Origin of the sequence: Arthrobacter sp. YAF17 (assembly GCF_052113365.1) — a bacterium.
Classification (GTDB): domain Bacteria; phylum Actinomycetota; class Actinomycetes; order Actinomycetales; family Micrococcaceae; genus Arthrobacter.
In genome coordinates, this window is record NZ_JBFRDB010000011.1 from 140815 (window position 1) to 167413 (window position 26599).

Sequence of the window (26599 nt, forward strand, 5' to 3'; positions counted from 1 at the left end):
CGCGGGGGACCTCCGCTGCGGCGCCGCGCGTAACGCACCGTCGCCGACCCTCGAATTGCTTCCAAGGTTTCTGAAATGCCGTTATGATCGCTCTACTCTCATATCGGGGGATAGGGATACGCTACTTCTAGGCGGACGGTCTCAGGTTTGCCGTCCGCAAAGCGGTACGAAGGAAACTAGATGTCGAGGCAATCACTGGGCTGGGGGAGTGTTTCCACTACATTGGCACCCGCCGTAGAAGAACCTGCAGGTCCGCTGGACCGGCACAGGTGGTCAGGTCTGGCGCGCAATGCGGACGCCGACCGCGTTCGCAACGCCCTGCTCGGCGACGACCGGATGGGCGTGGTGATCACCGGCGACCGCGGCGTGGGCAAAACCCAGGTAGGACGCACGGCGATCGCAGGCTTCGGTCCTGACGTCTACACCCTTCAGCTCCGCAGCTCGGGACCGGGCTCGGCAACACCCTACGGTTGCTTGGCGTTCACGCTCGCCCGCCTGCCACAAAGCTCCCTTGGCTCCCCGACCGCCATCCTCCACGGCATCACCTCTCTGATCCGGGACGACGCCGCCGGACGAAAATGCGTCATCCTGCTGGACAACGCCGGGGCCCTGGACGAACTGAGCACGGGCGTGCTCCTCAATCTGCTGCAGACCCGGACGGCGCGGCTCGTCGCCACTGCCCAGCGCACGACGGACCTTCCGCCGGACTTCTACTGGCTCATCACTTCCGGCCAGCTGGCCGAGGTCCGGTTGGCCAACCTCACAGAAGTCGAAACCCTGGAGGTGCTCAAAGCGGCGCTTGGGCACAGAGTTTCCAGTGCCCTGGCGAGCCAATTGCACCAGCTCGTTGGCGGCAGCCCGACCCTGCTGCAGGCCGTGGTCTCCGAGCAGATTGAACGGGGCAACCTGGTGCTGTCCGGATCTGTCTGGACTCTGGTGGATGAGGTGGTCCTTGACGGGCGCACAGCACTGGAAGATATCGTGCGGGCCCGGTACGCCCGCGAAACACCTGTGGCCCGGGAGCTCATCGAGGTGCTCTCCTGCGCCCGGACCCTGCCGCTGGCCAGGCTCGCGCGGATGTACAGTCCCGGGGTCATTGCCGACATGGAAGATGCAGGGCAGATAGTCGTCGACCGGACTGACAGGCACCTCGTTTCGCTGGGGGACCGCTATCTGGGCGACATCGTCCGCAACTGGCTCAGTGTGGAGCGCAGGCTGGAGCTGCGGGACAAGGTTCCGGGGCACCAGCAGGACGAGCTGAATGAGCTGACCGTGGAAGACCTGCTGGCCTACGCGGCGTGGACCCATGACTGCGACGCGCCCTTGGCACCCGCCCACGCCGTGGCCGCGGCGGGCGCCGCCGTCAAGCTCTTCGACCCGAAGTTTGCGCTCAAGTGCGCCGGCAGCCTGAGCCCGGAGGACCCGGAGTGGGCGGAAGGGCAGCTGCAGAAATCCGCCGCCTATCTTCAACTAGGGCTGCCCCTTCAGGCCATGTCTGCCCTGGACGATGTCTCGGAGGCGCAGATCAGCGCCCTCAGCGCCCTCAGCGCAGAGACGTTCGCTGAGCTGGTGGCAGCCAAAGTGGACTGCATGTCATGGCTCGAGGACCGGACGGGACAGGTGCCCGAACTGATCCGGCAAGGCAGGCTGCGGCTCCACGAAATCGGTGAGAACCAGCCGGCAACCACACGGCAGGAGTTGGCCAGGGCCGGTCTGTCCCTGGACCTCAGCGAATTCAACTACCTCTCCTTTGTCGGTGACTATGGGCCCATGATGGACAGGCTCAGCGCGGCAGCGTCGTCGGAAGTGGATGACATCAATCCGGTGCACCGGCTGAGATCGGCAATCATTTTGATGGAAGCCCTCTGCATGACGGGCAAGGAAGCCGAGGCCCGCAAGCTGCTGCGCGACATCGGCGGCCAGCTCGGGGAGTGGTCCAACGTCCCGCGGATCCGCGAGAACTTCGCGTGGAGGTCCTTCAATGTGCTACTGCTCTCCGGACATTGGCGCCAGAGCATCGACATGCTCAAGGACGCCAGCGGCCGGGCCGGCCACGGGCTGCATTCCGGCAGTGCGCCCACCGATCTGGCTGTCGGACTGGCCTACGTCTATGCGGGCCGCGGCTACATGGCCCTCGACCCCCTCCTGGCGGCGATAGCGCAGCTCGAAGTCCGGGCCAGCCTGCACTCGTTGCGGCAGGCGTACGCTGCTACGGCCTTCGCCTACGCCCAGACCGGGAATTCCGTGCAGGCCACCGTCTACCTGGACCGGGCACGGTCAGCGGACGGTGCCGCCCGCTTCGCGATCCGAAGTTCCGCCGAGTTCTGCATGGACATGGCTTCCCGCTGGCTGGGCGATCCGGAGGCGAAGGACCGGCTTGTGCACGCGGCCGAGGAACACTACCGGAGCGGCCGGTACACACTGGCTGGCATCTTCATGCTTGGCGCGACAGTCAACGGCACCGCCAAGGACTTCCAGTTCATGGAAGACATCGCGGCCCTGCGGCAGGGACCGCTCGCGGAGCTGTCCCGGATCATCGCCGTGGGCAGCCGCAAGAAAGACGCCACCATCATGCTGGAAGCCGCCGGCCAGGCCGCAGCCATGGAACTCGACGCCGTCCAGGCCAGATGCGCGGCCCTCGCTTTCGACTTCGCCAAGGCTGCGGGTCTGAGCGGGAAGGCGAGCGCCGCCCACGCCATCCTTGAGAGCCTTGCGGACTCCGTCCCGGCCCTGCCCATCATGCCCAGAAACAAGGGTCCGCTGCTCACAGAGCGGGAGCGGCAGATAGCCACCCTCGCAGGCAACGGGGTCTCCAACAAGGACATTGCCCTGGCCATCGGCATCTCGGTGAGAACAGTGGAGGGACACCTGTACCAGGTGTTCACCAAGCTGGGAGTTTCTTCGCGAAGTGATCTGCTTGGACTCATCTAGGAACCGTGCACCCGCCCCCGAGGAGGCGGGTAGAGCCACCCCCCTGACCGGGCGGACGGAGGACCTGGGGTCGGCGGTCGAGGCGCTCCAAGGCAGCACGCATGTCGCGGTCCTGCTGCTCGGGGACAGCGGGATCGGCAAATCCACGCTGCTGGACGCCGTCGTGGCCGAACTGGAGTCCACGGTGACGCCCGTACGTATCCATGGCAGCTCGTCCCTGACGAACGTCCCGTACGGGGTGCTCGGTCCTTTCATTGTCGGCCTGCCGGTACAGGAGGCCACCTCGCAACTGGCGGTGCTCAGGACCTTCTGGTCCGGGCTGGAGGAAGAGCGCCGTGCCTCACAGAAGCCACTGCTGCTCATCGTGGATGACGCCCATGACCTTGACGAGGCGACCGCGGGGATCCTGGTGGAACTGGCCGCTGCCGGGTGGGCGAAGCTGCTTGTGGCCTCGGCGACCCGGCCGGGCTTGCCGGAACCGCTGCTGCAGCTGTGGTTTGAAGGTATTGCCGAACGCATCGACCTCCGCCCCCTGACCCAAGGGCAGACGGCTGACATCCTGGAACGGGCGCTGGGAGCCCAGGTCCTGCCGAACGTCACCGAAATCCTCTGGGAAGCCTCCGAGGGCAACCCGTTGCTGCTCAGCGGGCTGATCGACGACGCGAAGAACGACGGCACGCTGCTTCAACGCAACGGGGTCTGGCTGCTCGCGCGTCCCCTTAATAGTCACGGGGACCGCCTGACCGACGTCGTGCGCCGGCAGTTGCTTCGGCGCTCGCCCCAAGAGCGCCAAGCGCTGAACTTGGTTGCCCTGGCCGAGCCCGTGTCCCGCGAGCTGATCGAGGCCACGGTGGGCGAGGACCCGGTTGCCGTTCTTATCGAACACGAGATGATCCGCGTCACGCCGGCACCCTACCCTCAACTGCGGCTTTGGCACTCGATCTATGGCGACACGCTGCGCAACCTCATTTCTCCGGCGCGCAGCCTCCAGCTCCGGCAGAGCCTCCTGCGGCTCATGGACAGCGAGCCCACGTCGGCAGAAGGCCTGCTCCGCCAAGTGAGCTGGTCAATGGAATGCGGGGCCGAGGTCGACGACCGCCAACTGCTGCGCGCAGCCGTTTTGGCCAGCCGGCTCTACGAGGACGAGCTGGCGCGCAAGGCAGCTGCCCTGGTCAAAGACCCTGAACTTCAGGTGGCGGCCAGGTCTGTGACGGCCCGCACTTACTTCAACACCTCGGACTATGCGGCCGCGCGGGACATCCTGGAGGCTGACTTCGCAAAGGGGCTCAGCGTGGCTGTCCTGCTCACGGGAACCCTGATGTGGGCTGCCGTGCAGGCCGCCCTGGGCCACAGCCCCGCCGACATCATGGACCGGGCCGGAGCGCTCCTGGAGGCAGGCGAGCGGCTAGCCAGGGAGAACCCGGAAGACGGCGAGGAAATCCTGTCAGCCACGCGGGAGCGGTTCGCCACCATGCGCGCAATGGTCTTCGCCCTCGCCGGCGAGTATCCGGAAAGTGCCGGCCCGGAAGCTGGCGTGTTGGACGGCCCGCCCGCCAACCCCCTTGAGGCGGCGTTCAGACTGGCCCTGGAATCGGAACGGCTCCTGGTGCAGGGGAAAGCCGTCCAGGCCTTCGCACGGGTGTCCGAGGCGCTGGAATCCGCGGGATCCGGACACGACGAACTGTACTTCCTCGCGGAGTTCCTCGTGGCGCGGGCGACAGCTGCGGTGATCCACGGGGGCGACTGGGAAGCGGCCGAAACACTTCTGGCAGGAGTAGCCGCCGGCCCCGGGCCCAACCGAATTTCGTTCGGCGGGGGCGTCCATGCCGCGCACGGCATCATCCTGCTGTACCAAGGCAAGGCCGCCCAGGCACTGAACGCCCTTGGCGCGGCACTGGAGTCGCTGCGGCTCGCGGATCCCCAGCAGCTCTTCGCCGTGACCTCCTCGATGGCGTTTGCCGCCGCCGCCGACGTCGGGGCCAAGGACAAGGCAGCGGTCTTCCTCGCCGACTACAAGGCTGCGCCGCCAGCGGTGTCACGGTACCTGCGGATCCTCTCGCAAATGGCAGTCACCTATGGAAAGGCCCGCCTCGGCAATTACCCTGGAGGCATTGACGAACTCCGGGCGTTGGGCCGGCCGCACGGCGACGGTTCCACGCCAGGCCTGGAGTTCGACTCGCTTGCCTTCTGCCTCGCGTTGGGGGACCGGGACGCTGCGTCCCGGCTGCTCGAACTGCAGCCGGAGTTGGAGGGCCCCCGGGCCGCCGCGATCTGTGACTATGCGGCTGCGATCAGCACGGACTTGCCTGCGGACCATCTGGACGCTGGCAAGAGCTGTGAAGACGCCGAGCTGTGGGGCTTCGCTGCCCTTGCGTATGACGCCGCCGCGAACGGCTACCGGGCGGCCGGCGACACGCTGCGGGAGCGCATGGCGATGTCCCAGCGGAAGCGGTGCCTGGACAGGGCAGACAGTGTTTCCGGGCAGGAACAGGAAGCCGAGACCGACGCCCTTGGCCTGCTGACACGCCGTGAGCGCGACATCGTGGCGCTGGCGGTGCGCGGTCTCAGCGACCGTCAGATTGCCGCCGAGCTGCATGTTTCCATCCGGACGGTCGAAGGCCACCTGTACCGCAGCTATGCCAAGCTCAACGTCAAAGGCCGGGACCAGTTGCCCGGAGTGTCCCCACCGTAGCCGTCCGTCCCGTCGTCCGGTCCGACATTGCCGGCAGGTGAGGGCAACAACCCCGCCCCGGCTCCGGCGTGCGTAGCTCCGGGAAGCCGGCAAGTAGGCGCCGGGCTACCCGCGTAGGGGGACCACGTAGCCGGACCCCGCCAGCGTCGGGAGCCGGCCGTCGTGGCAAGTACCCTTAATTGCGGTTCGTTCGGAACCCGTCGCGAATTCGAGTACGGACTACCGGTGTGCCAATGCCGTCCGGTTCGCTAGATTGTAGTCAGCACCAGGAACCACCCGGCTGAAGCACCCGACAAAGGACTGTGAACGTGGAGCCATCATTGCGGAAGCGGCCCCGGCCCTCCGATGAAGCTGCCAGGATCGCCTGTGTCGAGAACGATGGTCCGCTCTGGTGCAATAGACACTAATTCTTTCTCCAATGGTCTCCCCAAAATGGTTCCGCCGAGTGCGTGAACCCCTTTGACGGAGCCGACGGCGTCGGAACCTTCTGAGACCGAGGTTCCTCCCCCCAGCCGCCGTCGGCTCCCTAGCTTTGATCGGCCCAGTCCTGGCTCGGCCGCCCGCAGGCCGGGCGGCCGTGCCAAGACTGTTTCAGTGCCGATGCCGAGGAGTAATCCGGGGAACGGCAAGTTGCAGGCCGTTGAACTGGAGCGATACACCCAGCGTGTAGATGCATTCTGCCACCGGGCCCGTAGCGCGTTTCCGACTACTTGGTTTTGTCACCCGGAGCCCGGCAAATTCTGAGTACACCTGCGTAGCCCAGGGCCCAGCACCGCGCCGGGAATCGAGTAGCACTTACGCATCCCGAAAATTCGCCACCTCCTTAAGTTGGACCTATCGGTAGTCAATACTTTGATTGCGAAGGTCTCTCTCATGTTTCAGCAAGAAGCCGGCCTGCCTGCGGGCAGCGGCAGAACAGATATGATTTCAGCCGCCCAACGTCTGGGGAAGGGGTGGCATCAGAATCACTACACCCGGCACAAAACCGTCGCGGACGTAGTAGCCGCGCTCACCTCGGGTACCGGTTGCGGGGCAGTGATTGTGGGGGAACACGGGGCTGGAAAGTCCTTTATTGCCCAGCGGGCTTTGGAACAGCTTGGTGACGAGTTCCTGGTGGTCCAGGTCCGGGGCAGTTCCATTTCCTCCAAGCTCCCCTATGGCGCACTCAGCGTGCTCCTTAACGAACTGGACGCCTCCCACCTTGAGCACCCGCTGATGGTCCTGCGTGGCTTGACCCAGCTGCTCCACACCCGGGCCCAGGGCCGCAACGTCGTACTCTTCGTCGATAATGCCCATGACCTCGATGAGCTATCCACGATGATGGTGGCCCAGCTCTGCGCCGGAGGGCATGTTCTGCTGCTCGCCGCGTGCGTTGACCTGCCCAATCTTGGCAGCGACATCATGGGGCTCTGGAAAGATGACCTGCTGCGCCGGGTTGATCTTGGCCCCTTCGATTTCAGCGAGACGGTGGACAGCCTCGCGCAGGAATACGGCGGACACTTCTCCCATACCGCGGCACGCGCCCTCTGGAACGCCAGCGGCGGCAATGCCCTCTTCCTGCACTCCTTGGCCCGGGAGCAGATCAAACTGGGAATCATTGTCCGCCATGAGGATTCCTGGGTCCTTGGAGACAGGCCGGTTGCCCTGGCAGGCGAGATCCGGGATGTGCTCAAGGCCCGCCTGAACCGGCTCAGCCCGGGCCAGCGTGATGTTTTTGAGCTCTTGTCGCTCGCCGGAGCGTTGCCCCTGCAGACCCTGATGAACGTATCGAAGGCGCAGGACATCGACACCCTCCAGGAACGCGCCCTGATCCGCGTCAGTCATGACCACCCTCCCATGGTGAGCATCGCCAACCCGGTCACTGCGGGCATCGTCGCCAGCGTGGTGCCGCCCGGGCGCAGCGCCGAGCTTCGCCGCCGGCTGGGCGCCGTGCTGCAGGACCTGGACCTCGACGAATACACGGGATCTACAGCTGTGGCATGGGCGCTCGACTGCGGAGAAGAGGTGGATCCCCACCTTGCCTTGGCCGCTGCACGACTCGCGAACAAGGCATCCGATCCGCAGTCCGCCCTGCGGTTCGCCCGGGAAATAGCCGGGCGGGAGAAGCTCGCGGACGTGGCCGTCGAATCGGCCCGGGCATTTATCTCGTTGCACAATGACGAAGCTGCCCGCCGCATTCTGACGGACGTCGAACACCGGGCCGGTGACGGCCTGGCACTGGATGAATGGGCCTCACTGCATCTCCTGTGGGCTGAGCTGGACAGGCACAACCCCGCCGCGGCGGCAAGTGCACTGGCCCGGCTGCAGGAGATCGAGTTGCGCCTCACGGTCTCCGGAGACGCCGGGACGGGACCGGGGTCGGTGGCCGAGCGGGTCCAACTGGCCTATGCCGGGCTGGCCGCCTTCGAGGGCCGGTATGGCGATGTCCTGCAAATGTTCCAGGATACGGATCCCACGGACCTTGGCAGCGAAGCCAAGATTTTGGCCGCGAGCCTGTTGTGCGAGGCGAAGGCAGTCACGGGGGACGTTCTCGGCGCTGTGGCGCTGGGCCGGCAAGTCATTCTTGCCGCCGGCTTCCTGGATCTGTCCGACAGTTCGATCCGCGACATCAGGGGACGGTTCCTGCTGCTTCTGCTGTTGTCGGCAAGGTTCCGGGAGGCCGCAGAGTTCATTGCGGGCGCATCGGAAGCCTGGGACGAGCAGGCGAGGCTGGGCGGCATGTTCGAGATCGGACAGGGGATCGTCGACCTCCACCGCGGTCATCTCACTGTGGCGGTTCAGCGCCTGCAAAGCGGAGTCTGGCAGCTGAGGGTGCAGGATCGGGATGCTGTAGCCGGACTCGCAACCGCAGCCTGCGCCTATGCCTACGCACTCCAGGGGGATGAGGAAAAGGCCGGGGCCCTGTTGGTGGACGTCGAGGAGCCGCAGCCCCGGTCGTCCTGGCTGGTGAACCGGATCACGCGGTTTTTCGAGCTGTCTGCCAAAGCGGAAATCGGTCAGAAGACCGAAGTCCTGCGCGCGCTGAAGCTGGAAGCCGACAGTGACACCGAAGCCTCCGCGCTTGCGACCGGGCTGCAGTTCCTCTCTGCGGTGGCCCGGCTGGGGGACCGTCAGGCAAGCCAGAAACTCAGCGGTCTTGCCGACCAGGTCACCGGGCACTTCGCCGGCCTGTGCTCCCGGCTCGCGGAAGGGTTGAAGGATTCCGACAGCGAGGAGTTGCTGGCGACATCCAAGGACGCCGATGCAGCCGGCCATGCGATCTTCGCCAGGGATGTGACCAGGAAAGCGGTCAGCTTCGCCAATGACGCAGGGAACCGCATCTCCCTGAGGATGGCCCAGCGCACGCAGCAGTCCCTCGAGGACCGCTTCGGCAACCCGAGAAACGGTGTGCTTTCCCTGCTCACCTCGACACTTACAGCCCGGGAATCGGAGGTGGCAGTGAGGGCGGCCGCGGGTACCTCCAACCGGAAAATCGCTGACGAAATGCATGTTTCTGTCCGCACGGTTGAGGGACACCTGTATCAGGTCTACGCGAAACTGCACGTCGCGAGCAGGTCGGAACTCAAAGATGTCATCGCCGGACCAGTGGAACACGCTCGCCTCGGCTGACCGACCCGGCCACCTCTCCTCCGGGCGGGCCTGGAGGCGCCGCACCGCAGGAAGGGCCACTAGTGGAAAGCCTGACTGAGTCCGCCACACTGGTCGGCCGGTCCGGCGTCGTCAAGGACATCCTCAGATGCCTGCGCGACGGCGGGACGTCCGGCGCCCTTATCGTCGGCAACCCGGGCGCCGGGAAGACCGCGGTTTCCAGGGCGGTCATCCGGGAGCTCAGGCCGCACACAGCCGTGATTCGACTCGCAGCAACACCGGCGCTGTCAGCCGTGCCATTCGGCGCCCTGTCGCCCTACCTCGGCCAGCTGCCCGCACATGACCTGGACTCGTTCTCCGCCGTGGTCAAGGCCGTCACCGACAGCATCAAATCGCAGTCAAGCAAGCCGCTCTTCGTGATCGACGACGCCCAGTGCCTGGACCGCGGGACAACTCAACTCGTCGCGCAGGCCGTCGCCACCGGTTCTGCCAACGTGCTGGCCACCTGCCGGCCGGGTTTGCTGATCCCCGAGGAATTCCTGGCCCTCTGGGATGACGGGATCGTGGCGAAGTTTGACCTGGAACCGCTCACCAGGGCCGAGGTGCACCAGCTCTGCGAGCAAGTGCTCCGCGCCGATGTCTCGCCCTGGGCGACCGCACTGCTGGCCGAGGCCTCCGCCGGAAATCCGTTTATGCTGCTGTCCCTGATCGAACACGCACGGAGCACCGGCGCTTTGGGGCTGCGGCACGGGATCTGGTTCCTGCTCTTCCGTCCCGGGTTGTCCGAGATCCCGGTCGCTGACCTCATCGGCCACGAACTGCGGTCGATGTCGCCGGAGGAAAGGACCGCCGCCGCCATAGTGGCACTCGCGGGACCGCTTTCGCTCGGGCAACTGCTGGGATTCGGCGGACCGAAGGCCGTCGACGCTCTGGAGAGGGCAGGCATCATCCACGTCTCACGGGGCGCCGACCGGACGGTCCGTCCTGCGAGTCCACTGATCGGTGAGATCATCCGCCGCTGGGTTCCGGCGGGCAGAAGCGCCGGATTGCGTGCCAGCTTCGTGTCGCTGCCGCCGGGGAACTCTGTGCACCCGGAAGCCTTCCTGAACCGGATTCGGTGGGCACTGGACTGCGGGGCTGCCGTTCCGGCGGAGCAGCTCCTCAGGGCGGCCCGCTCTGCCAACGTCGCCCTCGACGCGCAGACCGCGCTGAGAACCGCGGAGGCTATCTCCGATGACGAGGTGATTCCCGAAGCCCGCTTACACATGGCCTATTCGCGGTATCTGCTGGGCGACGGCGACCAGTCCGCCAAATTTCTCCAGCTAGCGGAACACATTCCCAACGAATCCTCCCGCTACCTGGCGGCGCTTTTGTCCGCCCGCCTGCGGGGGCGGACAAAGCCGCCTTTGGCCGGTGCCGCTCCTGCCGTCGCCGGCACTCCCGCCGGAACACCCGACGTCGGCCATTTGCGCGGCAGCCCGGGGGCCTTCCAGCGTGAGGCCGCCCTGGGGCCATCGTGGTTGGACATGGCACCGATTGCCGTCGCTGCCGGCATGGCCGGCAGCCAGCTGCACGGTGGACATGAGGACCGTGAGGGCGGGCTGAGCCAGCTGGTCGTGGCCGCCGGCGAGCGGCCCGAAATCAAGTTCCCGGCGGAATCGCTGCTCGCCGAGCTGTTGTGTGCCAAGGGCAGGACGGTGGAGGGTCTGGGGCTGGCACGGGATGCCTGGCAGGGGGCGCAAAGCGCCGGCATGGCCATGCCGCTCGTCTACGAAGACCTCCTGGTGCGCTACAGCCTGAGCCTGAACTGGGCGGGGGAGTGGGAATCGCTCGCCGAGACACTCGATGAGTACGAGGCCCGATACCCTTCAAGGCTGCTGCTCAGCGGTGGCATCCTGCACTTGATGAGGGGCCTCGCCCGCGTCCGCCAGGGACGCATGCCCGAGGGCATTGCCGAACTCGTTCTGGGGGTCGAGGAACTCAGGATCGCCGATCCCTGGGAACTGCTGCCTTTTGCCCACTCCGTGGCAGCCTACGCGGCCTTTGTCGTGGGCCACACCCGGGAGGCGGAGGAACATGCGGCCGCGTTTCGGCTCTCCCGGTACCGCGGTCCGGGTGCTGTTCCGCTGCTCGCCGAGGCGTACTCAACCGCTGCCGGAGGAGCGCCCGGAGGGGCTGGCGACGTCAGCAAGAGGCTCGCAGGCCTTGCCGCTGAGGCGAAACGGCAGGGGCTGCGGGGCATTGAGACCGACATCAGGCGGCTCGCGGTGCGCCGCGGAGACACCCAGGCCGCGGACGGCCTGGCCGTCAGCAGCCTCCAGGTGGAGGGGCGGGAGGCCGGAATGCTGCACGACTACGCGCTCGCCGTGCTGAATGCCGACGACGCCGAACTGGTCCGGATCAGCGACAAGGCGCTGCGTGGCGGCTATGTGCTGCTTGCCCTCGAGGCTGCGCAGCAAGCGGAACGGTGCCTGGCCGAAACCACGGACAAGCGAAAACTGCTTTCCGTCCAGCGCAAAATCCAGAACCGGATGACCGCCGCCGGGATGGCTGCCCATATTGACCTCGTCCGTCCAGAGCAGGATGCGGAGCTCACTGCCAGGGAAACCGAAATCCTGGACCTGGTGTCCGGCGGTGCCTCGAATGCCGAGATCGCCAGCCAGCTCTGTGTCTCCCAGCGGACCGTGGAAGGACACCTCTACCGTGTCTTCGCCAAACTGGGCGTCAGTCGGCGGGTCGATCTCATCGACACGGGAGGCGATTCCCACCGGCCCTGAAGTCCTGAGCGGTGCCCGAGCTGAGCCGGCTGCAGAATCCGTGGTGCCGTTCCGTGGGATGATGGATAGTAGTCCATTTGACCCGATTCGAGGAGGCCAGCGTGGCTTTTGTGCCCACGTCAGAGTCCCAGGCCCTGCTTGCGCCTGAACTGACCGACGAAGAGGTGCTGCGGATCCGCAATGACTTCCCCGTGCTTTCGCGGTCCATGGGCGGGCACCCCCTGATCTATTTGGACTCCGGGGCGACCTCGCAGAACCCGCTCAGCGTCATTGAGGCCGAGCAGGAGTTTTACGAGCAGCGCAACGCCGCCGTTCACCGCGGCGCCCACCTGCTGGCGGTGGAAGCCACGGACTCCTTCGAGAATGCCCGTAAAACGCTCGCTGCCTTCCTCGGCGCGGCGGCCGATGAGATTATCTGGACCTCCAACGCCACCGAGGGCCTGAACCTTCTCAGTTACGCGTTCCTGAACTCCTCCCTGCCTGGCGCGGCTGCGCCCGCGGCGCAGTTCGCCCTGGGCGCCGGCGACGAGATTGTGGTCACCGAGATGGAGCACCACGCAAACCTCATACCGTGGCAGCAGCTGGCTGAGCGGACTGGCGCGACCCTTCGCTACATCCCCGTCGACGACGCGGGCGTACTGGACCTAGAAGCTGCCGGCGGCATCATCAGCCCGGCCACCAGGGTCCTTGCCTTCAGCCACGCCTCAAATGTGCTGGGCACGATCAACCCCGTAAAGAAGCTCGTGGCGATGGCCCGCCAGGTGGGGGCCCTCACAGTGCTGGACGCCTGCCAGTCCGCGCCGCACCTCCCGCTGGATGTGCAGGACCTCGGTGTCGACTTCGCGGTCCTCTCCGGACACAAGATGCTGGGGCCGACCGGCATCGGCGTGTTGTATGGCCGGTCCGAATTGTTGAACGCGCTGCCGCCGTTCCTCACCGGGGGATCGATGATCACCACGGTGACGATGGAACGCGCGGCGTTCCTGCCTGCCCCGCAAAGGTTCGAAGCCGGGACCCAGAAAGTCTCCCAGGCCATCGCTCTCGCGGCCGCGGCGAACTACCTCACCGAGACGGGGATGGACCGTGTCCACGCCTGGGAATCGTTGCTCGGGCAGCGCCTGGTCGAAGGGCTGGCGTCCATTCCCGGCGTGCGTGTCCTCGGCCCGGCTCCGGGACAGGAACGGATCGGGCTGGCGTCCTTCGACGTTGCCGGCGTGCACGCGCACGACGTCGGGCAGTTCCTGGACAGCAAGGGCATCGCCGTCCGGGTTGGCCACCACTGCGCGCAGCCGCTGCACCGCCGTCTGGGACTGACCGCCAGTACCCGGGCCAGCACCTACCTGTACAACACAACGTCCGATGTGGACACGTTCCTTGCGGCTGTCGCCGAGGTCCGAGCCTACTTTGGAGCCTGAGGACTTTAGCGCATGAGCCTTGAACAGCTGTACCAGCAGATCATTCTGGAACACGCGAAACTGCGGACCGGCAGCGGACTGGCGGAGACGCCGGTACCGGCAGGGGCGTCGTCCGGGCAGTCCCACCAGCTCAATCCCGTCTGCGGGGATGAGATTACGGTCCGGGTGGCGGTATCTGAGGGAAAGGTCTCCCAGTTGCGCTGGGACGGGGAAGGTTGTTCGATTTCCATGGCCTCCGCCTCGGTGCTTGCCGACCTTGCCGAAGGGATGGACGTCGGCAACCTCACCGAGGTCATCGGCAATTTCCGCGAAGTCCTGCGGTCCCGGGGGAAGATCGCCGCGGATCCCGAAATCCTCGGTGACGCATCAGCCTTTGAAGGCGTTTCGAAATACGCCGCCCGGGTGAAGTGCGCCATGATTTCCTGGGTGGCCGCCGAAGACGCCCTTGCCCAGGCACTGGCACCCGGCACGCCAACCCCTTAGCCAAACAGAAACCGGCCGGAGCCCTGTTCGGGCTCCGGCCGGTTCCTGTTGAAGGCCTGCGGGCCGGGACAGATCCCGATTAGCCGAACAAGCCCGCGATCCCGATGGCCGCCGTCGCCGCCCCGAGCAGCAGGGAGATGCTGACCAGGACGACGTGGACGGTGAGGAAGCGGGTGGCTTTGCCGTTCGCGTCGCGGGACCTTGGGTCCTTCATGACCCGGCGCAGGAACTGCGGCCAGACCGCCAGGGACCATACGCCGGCCACGATCAGGACGACGGCCAGGACGGCCGGTAACTCCATGTGCTAGTGGCTTTCGAGCCAGGCCTGGGCCTGGGTGGACTGGAGGTTCAGGGCTTTGCCCACCATCGGTTCGGCCGCTTCTGCGATCTTGCTGCCCAGGAAGGGCACTGAGGAAGTGACGGTGCCCTCAAGCTCGATCCGGGTGCTGCCGCCGTCGGCGACGAGGCGCTGGACGGCATTGACGTCCAGCGGGGCGCCGGAGACCTTCAGGGTGATGTTGCTGAGCCGGGAGCCGTCCGCTGCGGGGGCGTCCCAGGTCTCGAGCTGCGTCACCTTGAGGCTTTCGCCGACGAACTTCCGGGCCAGGTCCGGCATACGGGTCGTCGGGATGGTCCGCACGGTGGTGGTGCTGAAGGCGCCGGCCGTGTCGCCGTCGACGGCAAAGGATTCCAGGGTGCCGCCGACGAGCTCGCTCGTGTGGCGCAGGAAGTCCTCATTAACGAAAACCGCGGTGACTCGGTCAACGCTGTGCGGAAGGTTGGTGGATGCGCTCAAGGCCATTGGGGGTCCTCCATGGGGTGGAACTCGTCGTTTCGGGCTCCAAACATCCTACGCGGTGTGTCCGGCAGGCTCCGATTCGAGATCCTGGAGGTCCTTCGCCGCGGCCGTGATGTTGCGTGACATGGCCGGGAAGATCAGGCTGTGGAACGGCAGAACCGCCAGCCAGTACAAGCGGCCGCCGAGTCCCTTCGGAAAGAAGATCGCCCGCTGGCGGTAACGGCTGCCGGTTCCGTCGGGCTCCACCGAGAGCTCCAGCCAGGCCCGGCCGGGGGCCCGCATTTCAGCCCGCAGCCGGAGCAGCCGCCCGCGCTCGATCCGCTCAGCGCGCCACCAGTCCACCACTTCTCCTTCGGCCAGCAGGTGCGGGTGCCGCCGGCCGCGCAGCAGCCCCGCCCCGCCGGTGAGCTTGTCCAACCAGCCGCGGACGCGCCACGCCAGCGGCAGCGAGTACCAGCCGTTGCGGCCGCCGATCCCCTCGATGATGGTCCACACGTGCTTCGGGTCCACTGGGCTGGAGTAGGTGCGTTCGTCGAGGTACACGCGGTGCCCGGCCCAGTCCGGGTCGCTGGGGAGGGGATCGGCGTCGGCCCCGGCGTTTGACCAGGTTGTCTCCACCTGGCCGTCGCGCTCTTTGCCCAGGGCAAGGGCCACCGCGCGGCGGTACGGAGTCAGTCCGCCCTCGGGCAGCGGGATGTACGAATCGATGTCGTGTTCGCGGGAGACAGCGTCGTGCTGGAGGGACTCCACGAGCGGCAGGGACATCGACAACGGAATCGGGGTAACCAGCGCCACCCAGAGCCCGGCGAGTTTGGGGGCGGGAACGGGCAGGGCGAGGACCCACCGGCGGGGGAGGCCGGCCTCGGCGGCGTATTCCTGCATCATCCCGGCGTAACTGAGAACCTGGCGCGATCCGATGTCAAAAGTGCGGTTAATCGGGCCTTCGAGTGCTGCGGCGCGCACGAGGTAGTGCAGCACATCGCGCACGGCGATCGCCTCGATCCTGTTGCGCACCCAACTGGGGGCCGGCATCACCGGGAGCGTGTCAGAGAGGTGCCGGATCATCTCGAACGACGCCGACCCGGAGCCGATCACGACGCCAGCCTGGAAGACGACGGCGTCCACCGGGCTGTCGAGGAAGACCTTGCCCACGGCTTCCCTGGACCTCATGTGCGTGGAAAGTCTGGCGGTGGATGGGTGCAGGCCGCCCAGGTAGACGATCCTGCCCACACCGGCGTCGGCTGCGGCCCGCGCCGCGGTCCCGGCCATCGCCTTTTCCGTGGCTTCGAATCCTGCCCCCGCTGCCATGGAATGGACCAGATAGTAAAGTACATCGACGCCGTCCAGGGCCGCGCGCAGTGCGTCGCCGTCGTCGAGACTGCTCTGGACAACTTCGACGTCGTCGAGCCACGGCACGCCGGCGATCTTGGCGGGGGTCCGGACCAGGACCTTGACGGTGTGTCCGGCCTCCAGCAGCCGGGGGACCAGCCGTCCTCCGATGTAGCCGGTCGCACCGGTGACGAGCACCGTTCGTGGATTGTCGCTCATGGAGTCTCCTCGGTGGGTGAACAGCCTTGGACAGCAAGCTTAGCAATCGTCATGAGCGGGGCCCCAACCGCCGGGGCGGGCCGCCTCCTGCGCCCCTCTGCGCGCCCAAGTCCCACCATGCACACGGACTAACAAATCTCTCTCCTCCACCCTTAGGTCCCCGCTGACTCACGGGTCCCAAGAATTTCCAAAGGCCTCACGACAAGGCTGTGGCCATCCAGTGAACCGAGCGACCACATTGAGGGGGAAGCCGGTGCGACTCGATGGAGGTTACAAAATGGGGAAACATCGCAAGATTCGAGGGAGGGAAGGCAACCTCCCGCTGCGAGGGAAGGCACCGGGGGTCAGTCGCAAAGTCGCGGCCGGCGCCCTCGCCCTTCTGCTCAGCGCCGGGGTTGTCCCGTCCGTGCTGGCGCCCGCAGTTTCCGCGGCGCCGACCGGCCAGGGATTCACGCTCAATGCAGGCGATATGCGGTTCATTCTGAAGCAGATCAAAATCGCTGAAAATCACGCCACCAAGGAGGACGCCGCCGGCAACGATGTGCCGGGCCAGCCTCTCCTGGGTTCCGGACCCAACCAGATTGCCAACCCGCTGCTGCCGTACGGTCTCCGGACAGTTGACGGCACGGAGAACAACCTGGTGGCGGGCCAGAAAGATTTCGGGTCCGCTAGCCGGGTGTTCCCCCGACTCTCTGATCCTGAGTGGCGGACGCCGGCCTCCGGCCCGGGCTACAAGTCGGTGAATGAGAACATCACCGACGGCACTCCGCGCTTCATCAGCAACGTGATCGTGGACCAGACGGCCACCAACCCGGCCGCCGTCGCCGCTTCCGGCCAGGCACACCGCACCGTCAACGACAGCCCCACGGCGGTGCCCTGCGATGGCGCGGGCTTGCCGGAAAACTGTGTGCCGGAGGGCGCGACCCTTGACATCCCGAACGTCACGACCGACTTCGGGCTCTCGCCGCCGTATAACGGCATGTTCGCGTTGTTCGGACAGTTCTTCGACCACGGCGTGGATTTCACCAAGAAGACCAAGAACTACGTCATGATGCCGCTGGCCACGGACGACCCGCTCTATGTTCCGGGCGGGCACACGAACTTCATGCTGCTGAGCCGGGCTGAGAACCAGGCCGGTCCCGACGGGATTCTGGGGAACGCCGACGATATCCAGGACGCCACCAACACTGATTCGCCGTGGGTGGACCAGAGCCAGACCTACGCCTCCCACCCCTCCCACCAGGTGTTCCTGCGTGAATACGTGCTGGTCGGGAACAAGCCAGTTGCCAACGGCGAACTCATCGAGGGCGAACCGGGGGGCATGGCCACCTGGCAGCACATCAAGGATCAGGCCCGCGACCTGCTCGGCCTGCAGCTGTCGGATTACGACGTCGCCGACATTCCGAAGATCGCCACCGACCAGTACGGCCGCTTCCTGCGCGGACCCAACGGCCTCCCGCAGTACGAGACCGCCACGGGCCGGGTTGAAGGCAACCTGACCTCGCCGGTGGCCCCGCCGGCAAATGTCAAGCGCATCGGCATCGCCTTCCTGGACGACATCGCGCACAACGCGGCACCGTTCAACTCGCAGACCGGTGCTCCGCTGGCTGCCGACGGCGACACGGATCCCAACCCGGTCAGCGCGCCGGTCGCGCCGGGAACCTACGACGACGAGCAGCTGGCGGCGCACTTCGTCGCCGGCGACGGACGCGTCAACGAGAACATCGGGCTCACGGCGATCCACCAGGTGTTCCACTCGGAGCACAACCGGCTGGTCGCCTACATGCAGGACCTCGTCACGACGCAGAACATCGACGTGAGCGAGTGGAAGCTCGCGAACGGCGACTGGAACGGTGAACGCCTGTTCCAGGCGGCACGCTACGTCACGGAGATGGAATACCAGCACATCGTCTTCGAGGACTTCGCCCGCAAGATCCAGCCGGGTATCAACGGCTTCAACCCGTTCACCCAGTCGGACACCGCAATCGACCCTGCGATCAAGGCAGAGTTCGCGCACGCCACGTACCGGTTCGGGCACTCGATGCTGACCGAGACGATTGACCGGAAGACCAACAACGGCACCGACATCGGTATGCCGCTGCTGGACGCGTTCCTCAATCCCACGGCCTACTACTCCAACTCCGCGGGAGATCCCCTGACCCCGAAGCAGGCCGCGGGGGCCATCGCCATGGGCATGACGGACCAGGTCGGCGCTGAACTCGACGAGTTCGTGACCGACACCCTGCGGAACAATGTCCTGGGCCTGCCCCTGGACCTTGCCTCGCTGAACCTGGCCCGTGGCCGGGACACCGGCATCCCGTCCCTGAACAACTTCCGCTCCCAGCTGTACGCGAGCACCGGCGAGTCGTCGCTGAAGCCGTACACCAGCTGGGTGGATTTTGGTCAGAACCTCAAGCACCCGGATTCCGTGGTGAACTTCATGGCTGCCTACGGCACCCACGACACAATCACCGCCGCGACGTCGATCGTTGACAAGCGGGCGGCCGCCCAGCGGCTGTTCGACATGAACACGACGGATACCCTGACTCCGGCGGACTCTTTCGAGTTCGTCAATAGCACGGGCGCCTGGGCCCCGACCGCCACGGTCGTGAAGCCCACCGGCCTGAACAACGTCGACCTCTGGGTCGGCGGGCTCGCCGAGTACCAGAACCTCTTCGGCGGGCTGCTGGGCTCGACGTTCAACTACATCTTTGAACGCCAGATGACGGATCTCCAGGACGGGGACCGCATGTACTACCTTTCCCGCACCTCGGGCCTGAACCTGCGGACCCAGCTGGAAGGCAACTCCCTCTCCGAGCTCATCATGCGCAACACCGACGCCGCGGCCCTCAAGGCCGACGTGTTCGGCGTCGCGGACTGCGAGTTCGAGATGAAGAACATTACGGCAACCACCGGAAACTCGGTGGCCGACGACCCGGCCTCGTCCTGCGACGAGTCCGCGCTCCTGATGCGGATGGCGGACGGTACGATCCGGTACCGGGTCAGCAACAGCGTCGACCGTGCCGGGCTCAATGCCCAGTCCACATTCAACGGGCGGGACGATAAAGACCCGCTGCAGGATCCCGCACTGGCGGGGGACAGGATCTGGGGCGGCATCGACAACGACACCATCTGGGGCAACGGCGGTGACGACATCATCGAAGGCAGTGATGGTGCCGACGTCGTCCTCGGCGGTGAAGGAAACGACCGGGTGACTGACTCCCACGGCGACGACGTCATCAAGGGCGGACCCGGCAACGACGCGATCGACGCCGGACCCGGCTTGGACATCATCATGTCGGGTGAGGGCGACGACTTCTCCAACGGCGGCCTCAACGGCAACGAAACGTTCGCTGGCGAAGGCAACGACCTGGTCCTCGCCGGCGACGGCCCTGACACGGTCTTCGGCGGCGGCGGCGACGACTGGCAGGAAGGCGGAAACTCCAACGACCTCCTGCAGGGCGACAGCGGCGCACCGTTCTTCGACGACATCAACGCTCCGGGCCATGACGTCCTGATCGGTGATTCCGGCGAAGACGATTACGACGCCGAAGGCGGCGACGACGTTATGGTCGCCGGCCCCGGCATCGAACGCAACCACGGTGTCTTCGGCTTCGACTGGGTCACGCACGCCCGCTCGATCGAGCCGGCCGATTCCGATATGCGCCAGATCATCGTCGACGGGCCCAACGCCCTCAAGGACCGCTTCCTCCTGGTTGAGGCCCTGTCGGGCTGGGACAAGGACGACGTGCTCCGCGGCGACGACGAGGTGCCTTCGGTTCCCAACACCGAAGTCAACGTCGAAGGCCTGACCAATGTGCTGAATGCCGAAGGTATTGCCCGGATCAGGGGCCTCGCGGATCTCCTGCCGCCAGGCACCACCGAGTTCGGGGCCGGCAACATCATCATCGGCGGCTCCGGCAGTGACGAGATCTGGGGCAACGGCGCCGATGACATCATCGACGGCGACAAGTGGCTCAACGTAAGGCTCAGTGTTGTCAACGCTGCGGGTGTCGAGGTCAGGACCGTCACGACCCTGACCGAGCTCCAGGCTGACATCATGGCGGGCAAGATCGATCCCGGAAATGTGAAGATCGTCCGGGAAATCCTCTCCAGCCCGGGAGCAAACGACGTCGACACGGCCGCGTTCTCCGGGGCCATGGACGAGTACGACATCAGCACCGTCGACGGCGTCACCACCGTGACGCACGTCGGCGGCAGGGCAGAAGATGGCACCGACCGGATCACCAACGTCGAAAGGCTGCGGTTCTCCGACCAGACCATCAATGTTGTCCCGGACCCGGTCGTGGCACCTGCCGCACCGGCTGCGCCCACCGCAGTTGGCGGCAACACGACCGCAACGGTGAGCTTCGCGGCACCCACGGGTGCCGAGACGCTCAACATCGTGGTCCGTACCGGTAATACGGTGTTCAAGACGATTGAAGGCATCGCTTCCACGGAAACGAGCCTTGTAGTGGTCGGCCTGACCAACGGGACCGCCTACAACTTCCAGGTTGAGGCAGTCAACGCAGGCGGCACCAGCGAGCGGTCAGCGGCATCGAACGTCGTAACGCCGGCGGCTCCGGTGGTTCCTCCGGTATTCGTTCCGCCGGCTGTATCCCCGTTCGCGGATGTTTCCCCCGGGCAGCAGTTCTACAAGGAGATGGCATGGCTCGCTGACCGGAAAATCTCCACCGGCTGGGACGAAGGAGACGGCGTATTCACCTACCGGCCGGGGCTGTCGATCCATCGTGACGCGATGGCGGCATTCCTGTACCGGGCGGCGGGTGAACCTGCCTTCACGGCGCCGGCGGTATCCCCGTTCGCGGATGTTTCCCCCGGGCAGCAGTTCTACAAGGAAATGGCATGGCTCGCTGACCAGAAAATCTCCACCGGCTGGGACGAAGGAGACGGGACATTCACCTACCGGCCGGGGCAGGCCATCGAGCGTGACGCGATGGCGGCTTTCCTGTACCGGGCGGCGGGTGAACCTGCCTTCACGGCGCCGGCGGTATCCCCGTTCGCGGATGTTTCCTCCGGGCAGCAGTTCTACAAGGAAATGGCATGGCTCGCTGACCAGGAAATCTCCACCGGCTGGCAGGAGGCGAACCTTACCTTCACCTATCGGCCGGGGCAGGCCATCCAGCGTGACGCGATGGCGGCCTTCCTGTACCGGTGGAAGAACACCGGAGCAATTTAGCCGCCGTTGCAACTGAGACAGGAACAGACCCCGGGTTGTCCCGGGGTCTGTTCCTGTCTCCGGCTGTTGAGTGGAAGGCCTCCGGCCAGGGAGCGGTAGGCTTGAGGTGCCCGGGATTCTCACGAATTTCGGCTATTCGTGTTGCCTGCGTTTCCGTGATCCCTTCAGGAGCAACAGCTATGAGCCTCAACGGCCCCTCTCTCACCGGTCTGCGCCGTGTCCTCGCCGAAGACCGGAACTACGCCCGCGTCCGTGCCGAAGCATCCCGCGGTTTCGCCGCCCGCAGCGAGGACTATCAGATCAGCGCGCCCGCCGGGCTGCGCTCGGCGCTGCTCGCGGAGATGGCGGACGGCCTGGCCGCGCTAGCGGAGGATACAGCGGAGAACACAGGGGAAAACACAGCGGCAAGTACCGCAAAAGACGCAGCGGACGACGGCGGCAACCGCCTGGCGCCGGTGGTCCTGGCCATCACCGCCACCGGCCGTGAAGCCGAGGACCTGACGGAAGCACTGCGCGCTTTCCTGCCGTCCGACGCCGTTGCCGAGTTCCCCAGCTGGGAAACCCTCCCGCACGAACGGCTTTCACCGCGCTCTGACACTGTGGGCAGGCGGCTGTCCGTCCTGCGCCGCCTCGCTCACCCCGAAACGTCCGCCGCCGGCGCCCTGCGTGTCGTCGTGGCGCCCGTCCGGGCCGTCGTGCAGCCGATCGTCGCCGGCCTCGGCGAGCTGGTTCCGGTCACGCTGAAGGTCGGCCAGGACGCCCCGTTCAGCAGCGTCGTCAGAAGCCTCGCYGACGCCGCCTACGCCCGCGTGGACATGGTCACCCGGCGCGGTGAGTTCGCCGTCCGCGGCGGGATGCTGGATGTCTTCCCGCCCACCGAGGACCACCCCATCCGGGTCGAATTCTTTGGTGACGAGGTGGACCAGATGCGCTGGTTCGCCGTCGCGGACCAGCGCTCGCTGACCGCGCCCGGGGTGCACCACCCCACCGAACTGCACGCCCCGCCGTGCCGCGAAATCCTGATCACACCCTCCGTGATGTCCCGTGCCGCGACGCTGAAATCACAGCTGCCGGCTGCCGCGGACATGCTGGAGAAGATCGCCGGGGGAATCACCGTCGAGGGCATGGAGTCCCTGGCCCCCGTGCTGGTGGACGCCATGGTGCCGTTCCTGGACCAGTTCCCGGCCGGCTCGATGGCGGTCGTGATCGAACCTGAAAAGGTCCGGACCCGCGCCCACGACCTTGCCGCCACCAACGAGGAATTCCTTGAGGCCGCCTGGTCGACGGCGTCCGACGGCGGGACCGCACCCCTTGATTTGAGCTCGGCGGCGTCGGCTGCCCTGCACTCCGCCAGCTTCCGCTCGCTCACCGAAACCCGCTCCGCGGCCCTGGAGCATGAGGTCTCCTGGTGGTCCATCACGTCGCTGGCCACCGACGAGGAACTGCTGCCCGACGTCGACGTCCTCAACCTGCACGCCCGCGAACCCCGCGGCTACCAGGGCGACGTCGCCGAAATGATGGACTTCATCGGCTCCCACGTCCGCGAACAGTGGCGGATCGTCGTCGTGACCGAAGGTCCCGGCCCGGCCCAGCGCCTCGCCGAACTCTTCCACGACAACGACATCCCGTGCGCCAGGGTCGACTCCCTCGACGACGAACCCCAGGCCGGGCTGATCGAGGTGACCACGGCCGCCGTCGGACGCGGTTTCGTCCTGGAGCCGCTCAAACTTGCCCTGCTCACCGAGGCTGACCTGCTGGGCCGCACCTCCGCAGGGTCCACGAAGGACATGCGCCGGATGCCGTCCAAGCGGCGGAACGCCGTCGACCCGCTGCAGCTCGTCTCTGGCGACTCCGTGGTGCACGAACAGCACGGCATCGGCCGGTTCGTGGAACTCATCCAGCGCAAGGTGGCCGGCGGTGGGGACGGGGTTCGCGAATACCTCGTGCTCGAGTACGCCCCGTCCAAGCGCGGCGCCCCCGGCGACCGGCTCTTTGTCCCCACCGACCAGCTGGACCAGGTCACCCGCTACGTGGGCGGGGACACCCCGGCGCTGAGCAAGATGGGCGGCGCGGACTGGGCCAGCACCAAGTCCAAGGCCCGCAAGGCGGTCAAGGAAATCGCCGGCGAACTGATCCGGCTCTACTCGGCCCGGATGGCGTCCCGCGGCTACGCGTTCGGCCCGGACACCCCGTGGCAGCGCGAGCTTGAGGAGGCGTTCCCGTACGTGGAGACGCCCGACCAGCTGACCACCATCAACGAGGTCAAGGCGGACATGGAGCGGGAGATCCCGATGGACCGGCTGATCTCCGGGGACGTCGGCTACGGCAAGACCGAAATCGCGGTCCGGGCGGCCTTCAAAGCCGTCCAGGACGGCAAGCAGGTCGCCGTGCTGGTGCCCACCACGCTGCTCGCCCAACAGCACTACGAAACCTTCACCGAACGGTTCTCCGGCTTCCCGATGGTGGTCAAGCCGCTGTCCCGCTTCCAAGCCGCCAAGGAAGCCAAGGAGACAGCCGAAGGCGTCAAAACCGGTTCCGTGGACGTCGTGATCGGCACCCACCGGCTGCTGTCCAAGGACTTCGCGTTCAAGGACCTCGGCCTCGTGATCGTGGACGAGGAGCAGCGCTTCGGCGTGGAACACAAGGAAGCGCTCAAGAAGATGCGCACCAACGTCGACGTGCTCGCCATGAGCGCCACCCCGATTCCCCGGACCCTGGAAATGTCGCTCACGGGTATCCGCGAGACCTCCACCCTGGCCACCCCGCCGGAGGAACGGCATCCGGTGCTGACCTACGTCGGCCCGTACACGGACAAGCAGACCTCCGCCGCGATCCGCCGTGAACTCATGCGCGAAGGCCAGGTATTCTTCGTGCACAACCGGGTCTCCACCATCGACCGCACCGCCGCCAAGATCCGCGAGCTCGTCCCGGAGGCCCGGGTGGAAGTGGCCCACGGGCAGATGTCCGAGAGCCGGCTCGAACAGATCATCGTTGACTTCTGGGAAAAGCGCTTCGACGTCCTCGTCTGCACCACCATCATCGAGACCGGCCTGGACATCTCCAACGCCAACACCCTGATCGTGGACGGCGCGGACAAGTACGGGCTCTCCCAGCTGCACCAGCTGCGCGGACGGGTGGGCCGCGGCCGCGAACGCGCCTACGCCTACTTCCTGTACCCCTCCGAAAAACCGCTGGGCGAAGTGGCACTGGAACGGCTCAAGGCCGTCGCGACGCACAACGAGCTCGGCGCCGGCATGCAGCTGGCCATGAAGGACCTCGAGATCCGCGGCGCCGGAAACCTGCTCGGCGGGGAGCAGTCCGGCCACATCCAGGGCGTCGGCTTCGACCTCTACATCCGCCTGGTCGGCGAGGCCGTGGCCGATTTCCGGGGCGAGGCAGAAGAGAAGGCCGCCGAGATGAAGATCGAGCTGCCGGTCAACGCGCACCTGCCGCACGACTACGTGCCCGGCGAGCGGCTGCGCCTGGAGGCCTACCGCAAGCTCGCCGCGTCCATCACCTATGAGGCCATCGATGAAGTGCTCGCCGAACTCGTGGACCGCTACGGCGAACTGCCGCTGCCCGCGAAGAACCTGATCGACGTCGCCCGCTTCCGGGTGGGCGCCCGCGAGGCCGGGCTCAGCGACGTCGCCCTGCAGGGCAACTTCATCAAGTTCTCCCCGGCCCAGCTGCCGGAGTCCAAGCTCATGCGGCTCACCCGGATGTACCCCGGCGCGCAGTCCAAGCCCGCCCTGGACGCGGTGCTCATCCCTAAGCCCAAGACCGCCCGGATCGGCGGCCGCGACCTGCAGGACGCCGAGATCCTCGAATGGGCCAACGGAGTCATCCGCAACATCTTCGCCGACTCCGCCGTATCTGCCAAAGAGCCGGTGAAGTAAAAGAATGATGGGAGGACACCACGCCGCGTCGGGAGCCGCGGCGTGGGTAGCCGTTGCCTCGACCGGGCCCTACGCGCTGGGCTGGTACCCGCTGGACGCCACCGGGATTGTGATCGGCGGGATGGCGACGGCGGGCACAGCCCTGGTCTGCGACTGGGACCACCGCTCCAGCACAGTGGCGCACTCGCTGCCGCCGCTGTCGAACGTGATCGCCGTCGGGATCGAAAACGTCTCCGGCGGGCACCGGCAGGGGACCCATTCCCTGCTGGGTGCTGCGTTCTTTGTGCTGCTCGCGGCGCTGGCAGGGCAGTTCCAGCTGCAGACAGAGTGGGGGCTGCTGTCGGTCGGCGCGGGGCTGCTCTGCATGTTCATGATCAACATCGCAGCCAAGGCCCTGAAACTCTTCCCGAAGTACGGCTGGATCAGCAACTGGGTCTTCGCCCTCACCATGGCAGGGCTGGTGACCTGGTTCGCGCCGCACCAGTGGACGTGGCTGCCCGTCTCGATGCTGACCGGTGTGCTGGTCCACATCGTCGGGGACATGATCACCACCGGGGGAGTGCCGCTGCTCTGGCCGGTCGTGATCAAACCGCCGAAGCTGCTGCGGAAACTGCCGTTGCTCAAGAGCGTCTGGAAGGCCAACGGGGCGTTCTCGATTCCGCTGCTGGGCCGGGCAGGGTCACGGCGGGAATGGTTCGTGCTGATCCCGGTCAGCGCCTATGCCATGATCGGCATGTTCGGCGCGGCGCTGGCGCTGGCTGAAGTGCACTGGCCGGCCGCCGTCGCACTGGGGACCGGGCTGGTCCGAAGCCTGTTCGGGCTGGTTGCCGCCGCATAGCGGCTCCGGCCGGCGCCGTTCGCCGTCCGGGGCGCCTTTGAACGCGATTCCTGCCCTTGGGTCCGGTGTTGGCGGCGTGTCCGTGTCAATGTGTCCCCGGACCGGCTGCGACGGGYGAAGCCAGGGCACGGCGAGGGCCCGGTTAAACGACTGAAGCCCCGGAAATCCGGGGCTTCAGTTCTTTAAGGCAGGTGGTGCTTTAGCTTTCGCCGGCGGAATCCGAGCGGCCGGTGATGGTCTGCGGAATCCAGAAGGCCAGGGCGAACAGGACGAGGCAGACCGCCATCGGCCACGGGTTGCCCAGGGTCAGGAAGCCCAGCGAGTAGATGGAAGCCAGGAAGAGGACCATCATCAGGACGAACATCATGATGCTGGAGCCGAGGCTGTTCTCGTTCTGCGGGGTCGTGGCGGTGGTGGTCTTGCTGGACATTC

General features: G+C 66.3%; 13 protein-coding genes. 9 read left to right on the plus strand and 4 right to left on the minus strand.

Annotation, left to right across the window (positions count from 1 at the left end; genetic code table 11):
- Nucleotides 1-180 precede the first annotated feature (180 nt).
- From AB4Y67_RS11080 to sufU, 6 genes are all read left to right on the plus strand, one after another.
- Complete coding sequence (locus AB4Y67_RS11080) at nucleotides 181-2931, plus strand: LuxR C-terminal-related transcriptional regulator (RefSeq protein ID WP_441405815.1); 2751 nt, start codon at nucleotides 181-183, stop codon at nucleotides 2929-2931.
- Nucleotides 2918-5623: a LuxR C-terminal-related transcriptional regulator gene (locus AB4Y67_RS11085; protein WP_441405816.1), complete on the plus strand. Its 2706-nt coding sequence runs from the start codon at nucleotides 2918-2920 to the stop codon at nucleotides 5621-5623. Before AB4Y67_RS11080 ends, AB4Y67_RS11085 begins: the two co-directional genes overlap by 14 nt.
- Before the next feature lie 921 nt (nucleotides 5624-6544).
- Nucleotides 6545-9232: a LuxR C-terminal-related transcriptional regulator gene (locus AB4Y67_RS11090; RefSeq protein WP_441405853.1), complete on the plus strand. Its 2688-nt coding sequence runs from the start codon at nucleotides 6545-6547 to the stop codon at nucleotides 9230-9232.
- A gap of 62 nt (nucleotides 9233-9294) precedes the next feature.
- Complete coding sequence (locus AB4Y67_RS11095; RefSeq protein WP_441405817.1) at nucleotides 9295-11988, plus strand: LuxR C-terminal-related transcriptional regulator; 2694 nt, start codon at nucleotides 9295-9297, stop codon at nucleotides 11986-11988.
- Nucleotides 11989-12089: 101 nt separating this feature from the next.
- On the plus strand, nucleotides 12090-13403 hold the full coding sequence (locus tag AB4Y67_RS11100; protein ID WP_441405818.1) for a SufS family cysteine desulfurase: 1314 nt from the start codon (nucleotides 12090-12092) through the stop codon (nucleotides 13401-13403).
- A gap of 12 nt (nucleotides 13404-13415) precedes the next feature.
- Nucleotides 13416-13886 (plus strand): Fe-S cluster assembly sulfur transfer protein SufU, encoded by a 471-nt coding sequence (sufU, locus tag AB4Y67_RS11105; protein WP_441405819.1) that lies wholly within the window; start codon nucleotides 13416-13418, stop codon nucleotides 13884-13886.
- 79 nt (nucleotides 13887-13965) lie between these two features.
- Here sufU and AB4Y67_RS11110 read toward each other — a convergent pair whose 3' ends face one another.
- The 3 genes from AB4Y67_RS11110 to AB4Y67_RS11120 are packed head-to-tail and all read right to left on the minus strand — an operon-like array spanning nucleotide 13966 to nucleotide 16233.
- A complete protein-coding gene (locus AB4Y67_RS11110; RefSeq protein WP_441405820.1) occupies nucleotides 13966-14187 on the minus strand; it encodes an SCO4848 family membrane protein in 222 nt (73 codons plus the stop codon).
- Nucleotides 14188-14190: 3 nt separating this feature from the next.
- A complete protein-coding gene (locus tag AB4Y67_RS11115) occupies nucleotides 14191-14688 on the minus strand; it encodes a DUF2505 domain-containing protein (protein ID WP_441405821.1) in 498 nt (165 codons plus the stop codon).
- Between the two features lie 48 nt (nucleotides 14689-14736).
- Nucleotides 14737-16233: an SDR family oxidoreductase gene (locus AB4Y67_RS11120; RefSeq protein WP_441405822.1), complete on the minus strand. Its 1497-nt coding sequence runs from the start codon at nucleotides 16231-16233 to the stop codon at nucleotides 14737-14739.
- Between the two features lie 277 nt (nucleotides 16234-16510).
- Here AB4Y67_RS11120 and AB4Y67_RS11125 point away from each other — a divergent pair, with 277 nt between their 5' ends.
- From AB4Y67_RS11125 to AB4Y67_RS11135, 3 genes are all read left to right on the plus strand, one after another.
- Complete coding sequence (locus tag AB4Y67_RS11125) at nucleotides 16511-21433, plus strand: peroxidase family protein (RefSeq protein WP_441405823.1); 4923 nt, start codon at nucleotides 16511-16513, stop codon at nucleotides 21431-21433.
- A 179-nt stretch (nucleotides 21434-21612) separates the two neighbouring features.
- Nucleotides 21613-25329 (plus strand): transcription-repair coupling factor, encoded by a 3717-nt coding sequence (gene mfd, locus AB4Y67_RS11130; protein WP_441405824.1) that lies wholly within the window; start codon nucleotides 21613-21615, stop codon nucleotides 25327-25329.
- Nucleotides 25330-25333: 4 nt separating this feature from the next.
- A complete protein-coding gene (locus AB4Y67_RS11135) occupies nucleotides 25334-26167 on the plus strand; it encodes a metal-dependent hydrolase (RefSeq protein ID WP_441405825.1) in 834 nt (277 codons plus the stop codon).
- Between the two features lie 199 nt (nucleotides 26168-26366).
- Here AB4Y67_RS11135 and AB4Y67_RS11140 read toward each other — a convergent pair whose 3' ends face one another.
- Entirely contained in the window at nucleotides 26367-26597 is a 231-nt protein-coding gene (locus AB4Y67_RS11140; RefSeq protein WP_441405826.1) for a hypothetical protein, read from the minus strand.
- Nucleotides 26598-26599: the final 2 nt, after the last annotated feature.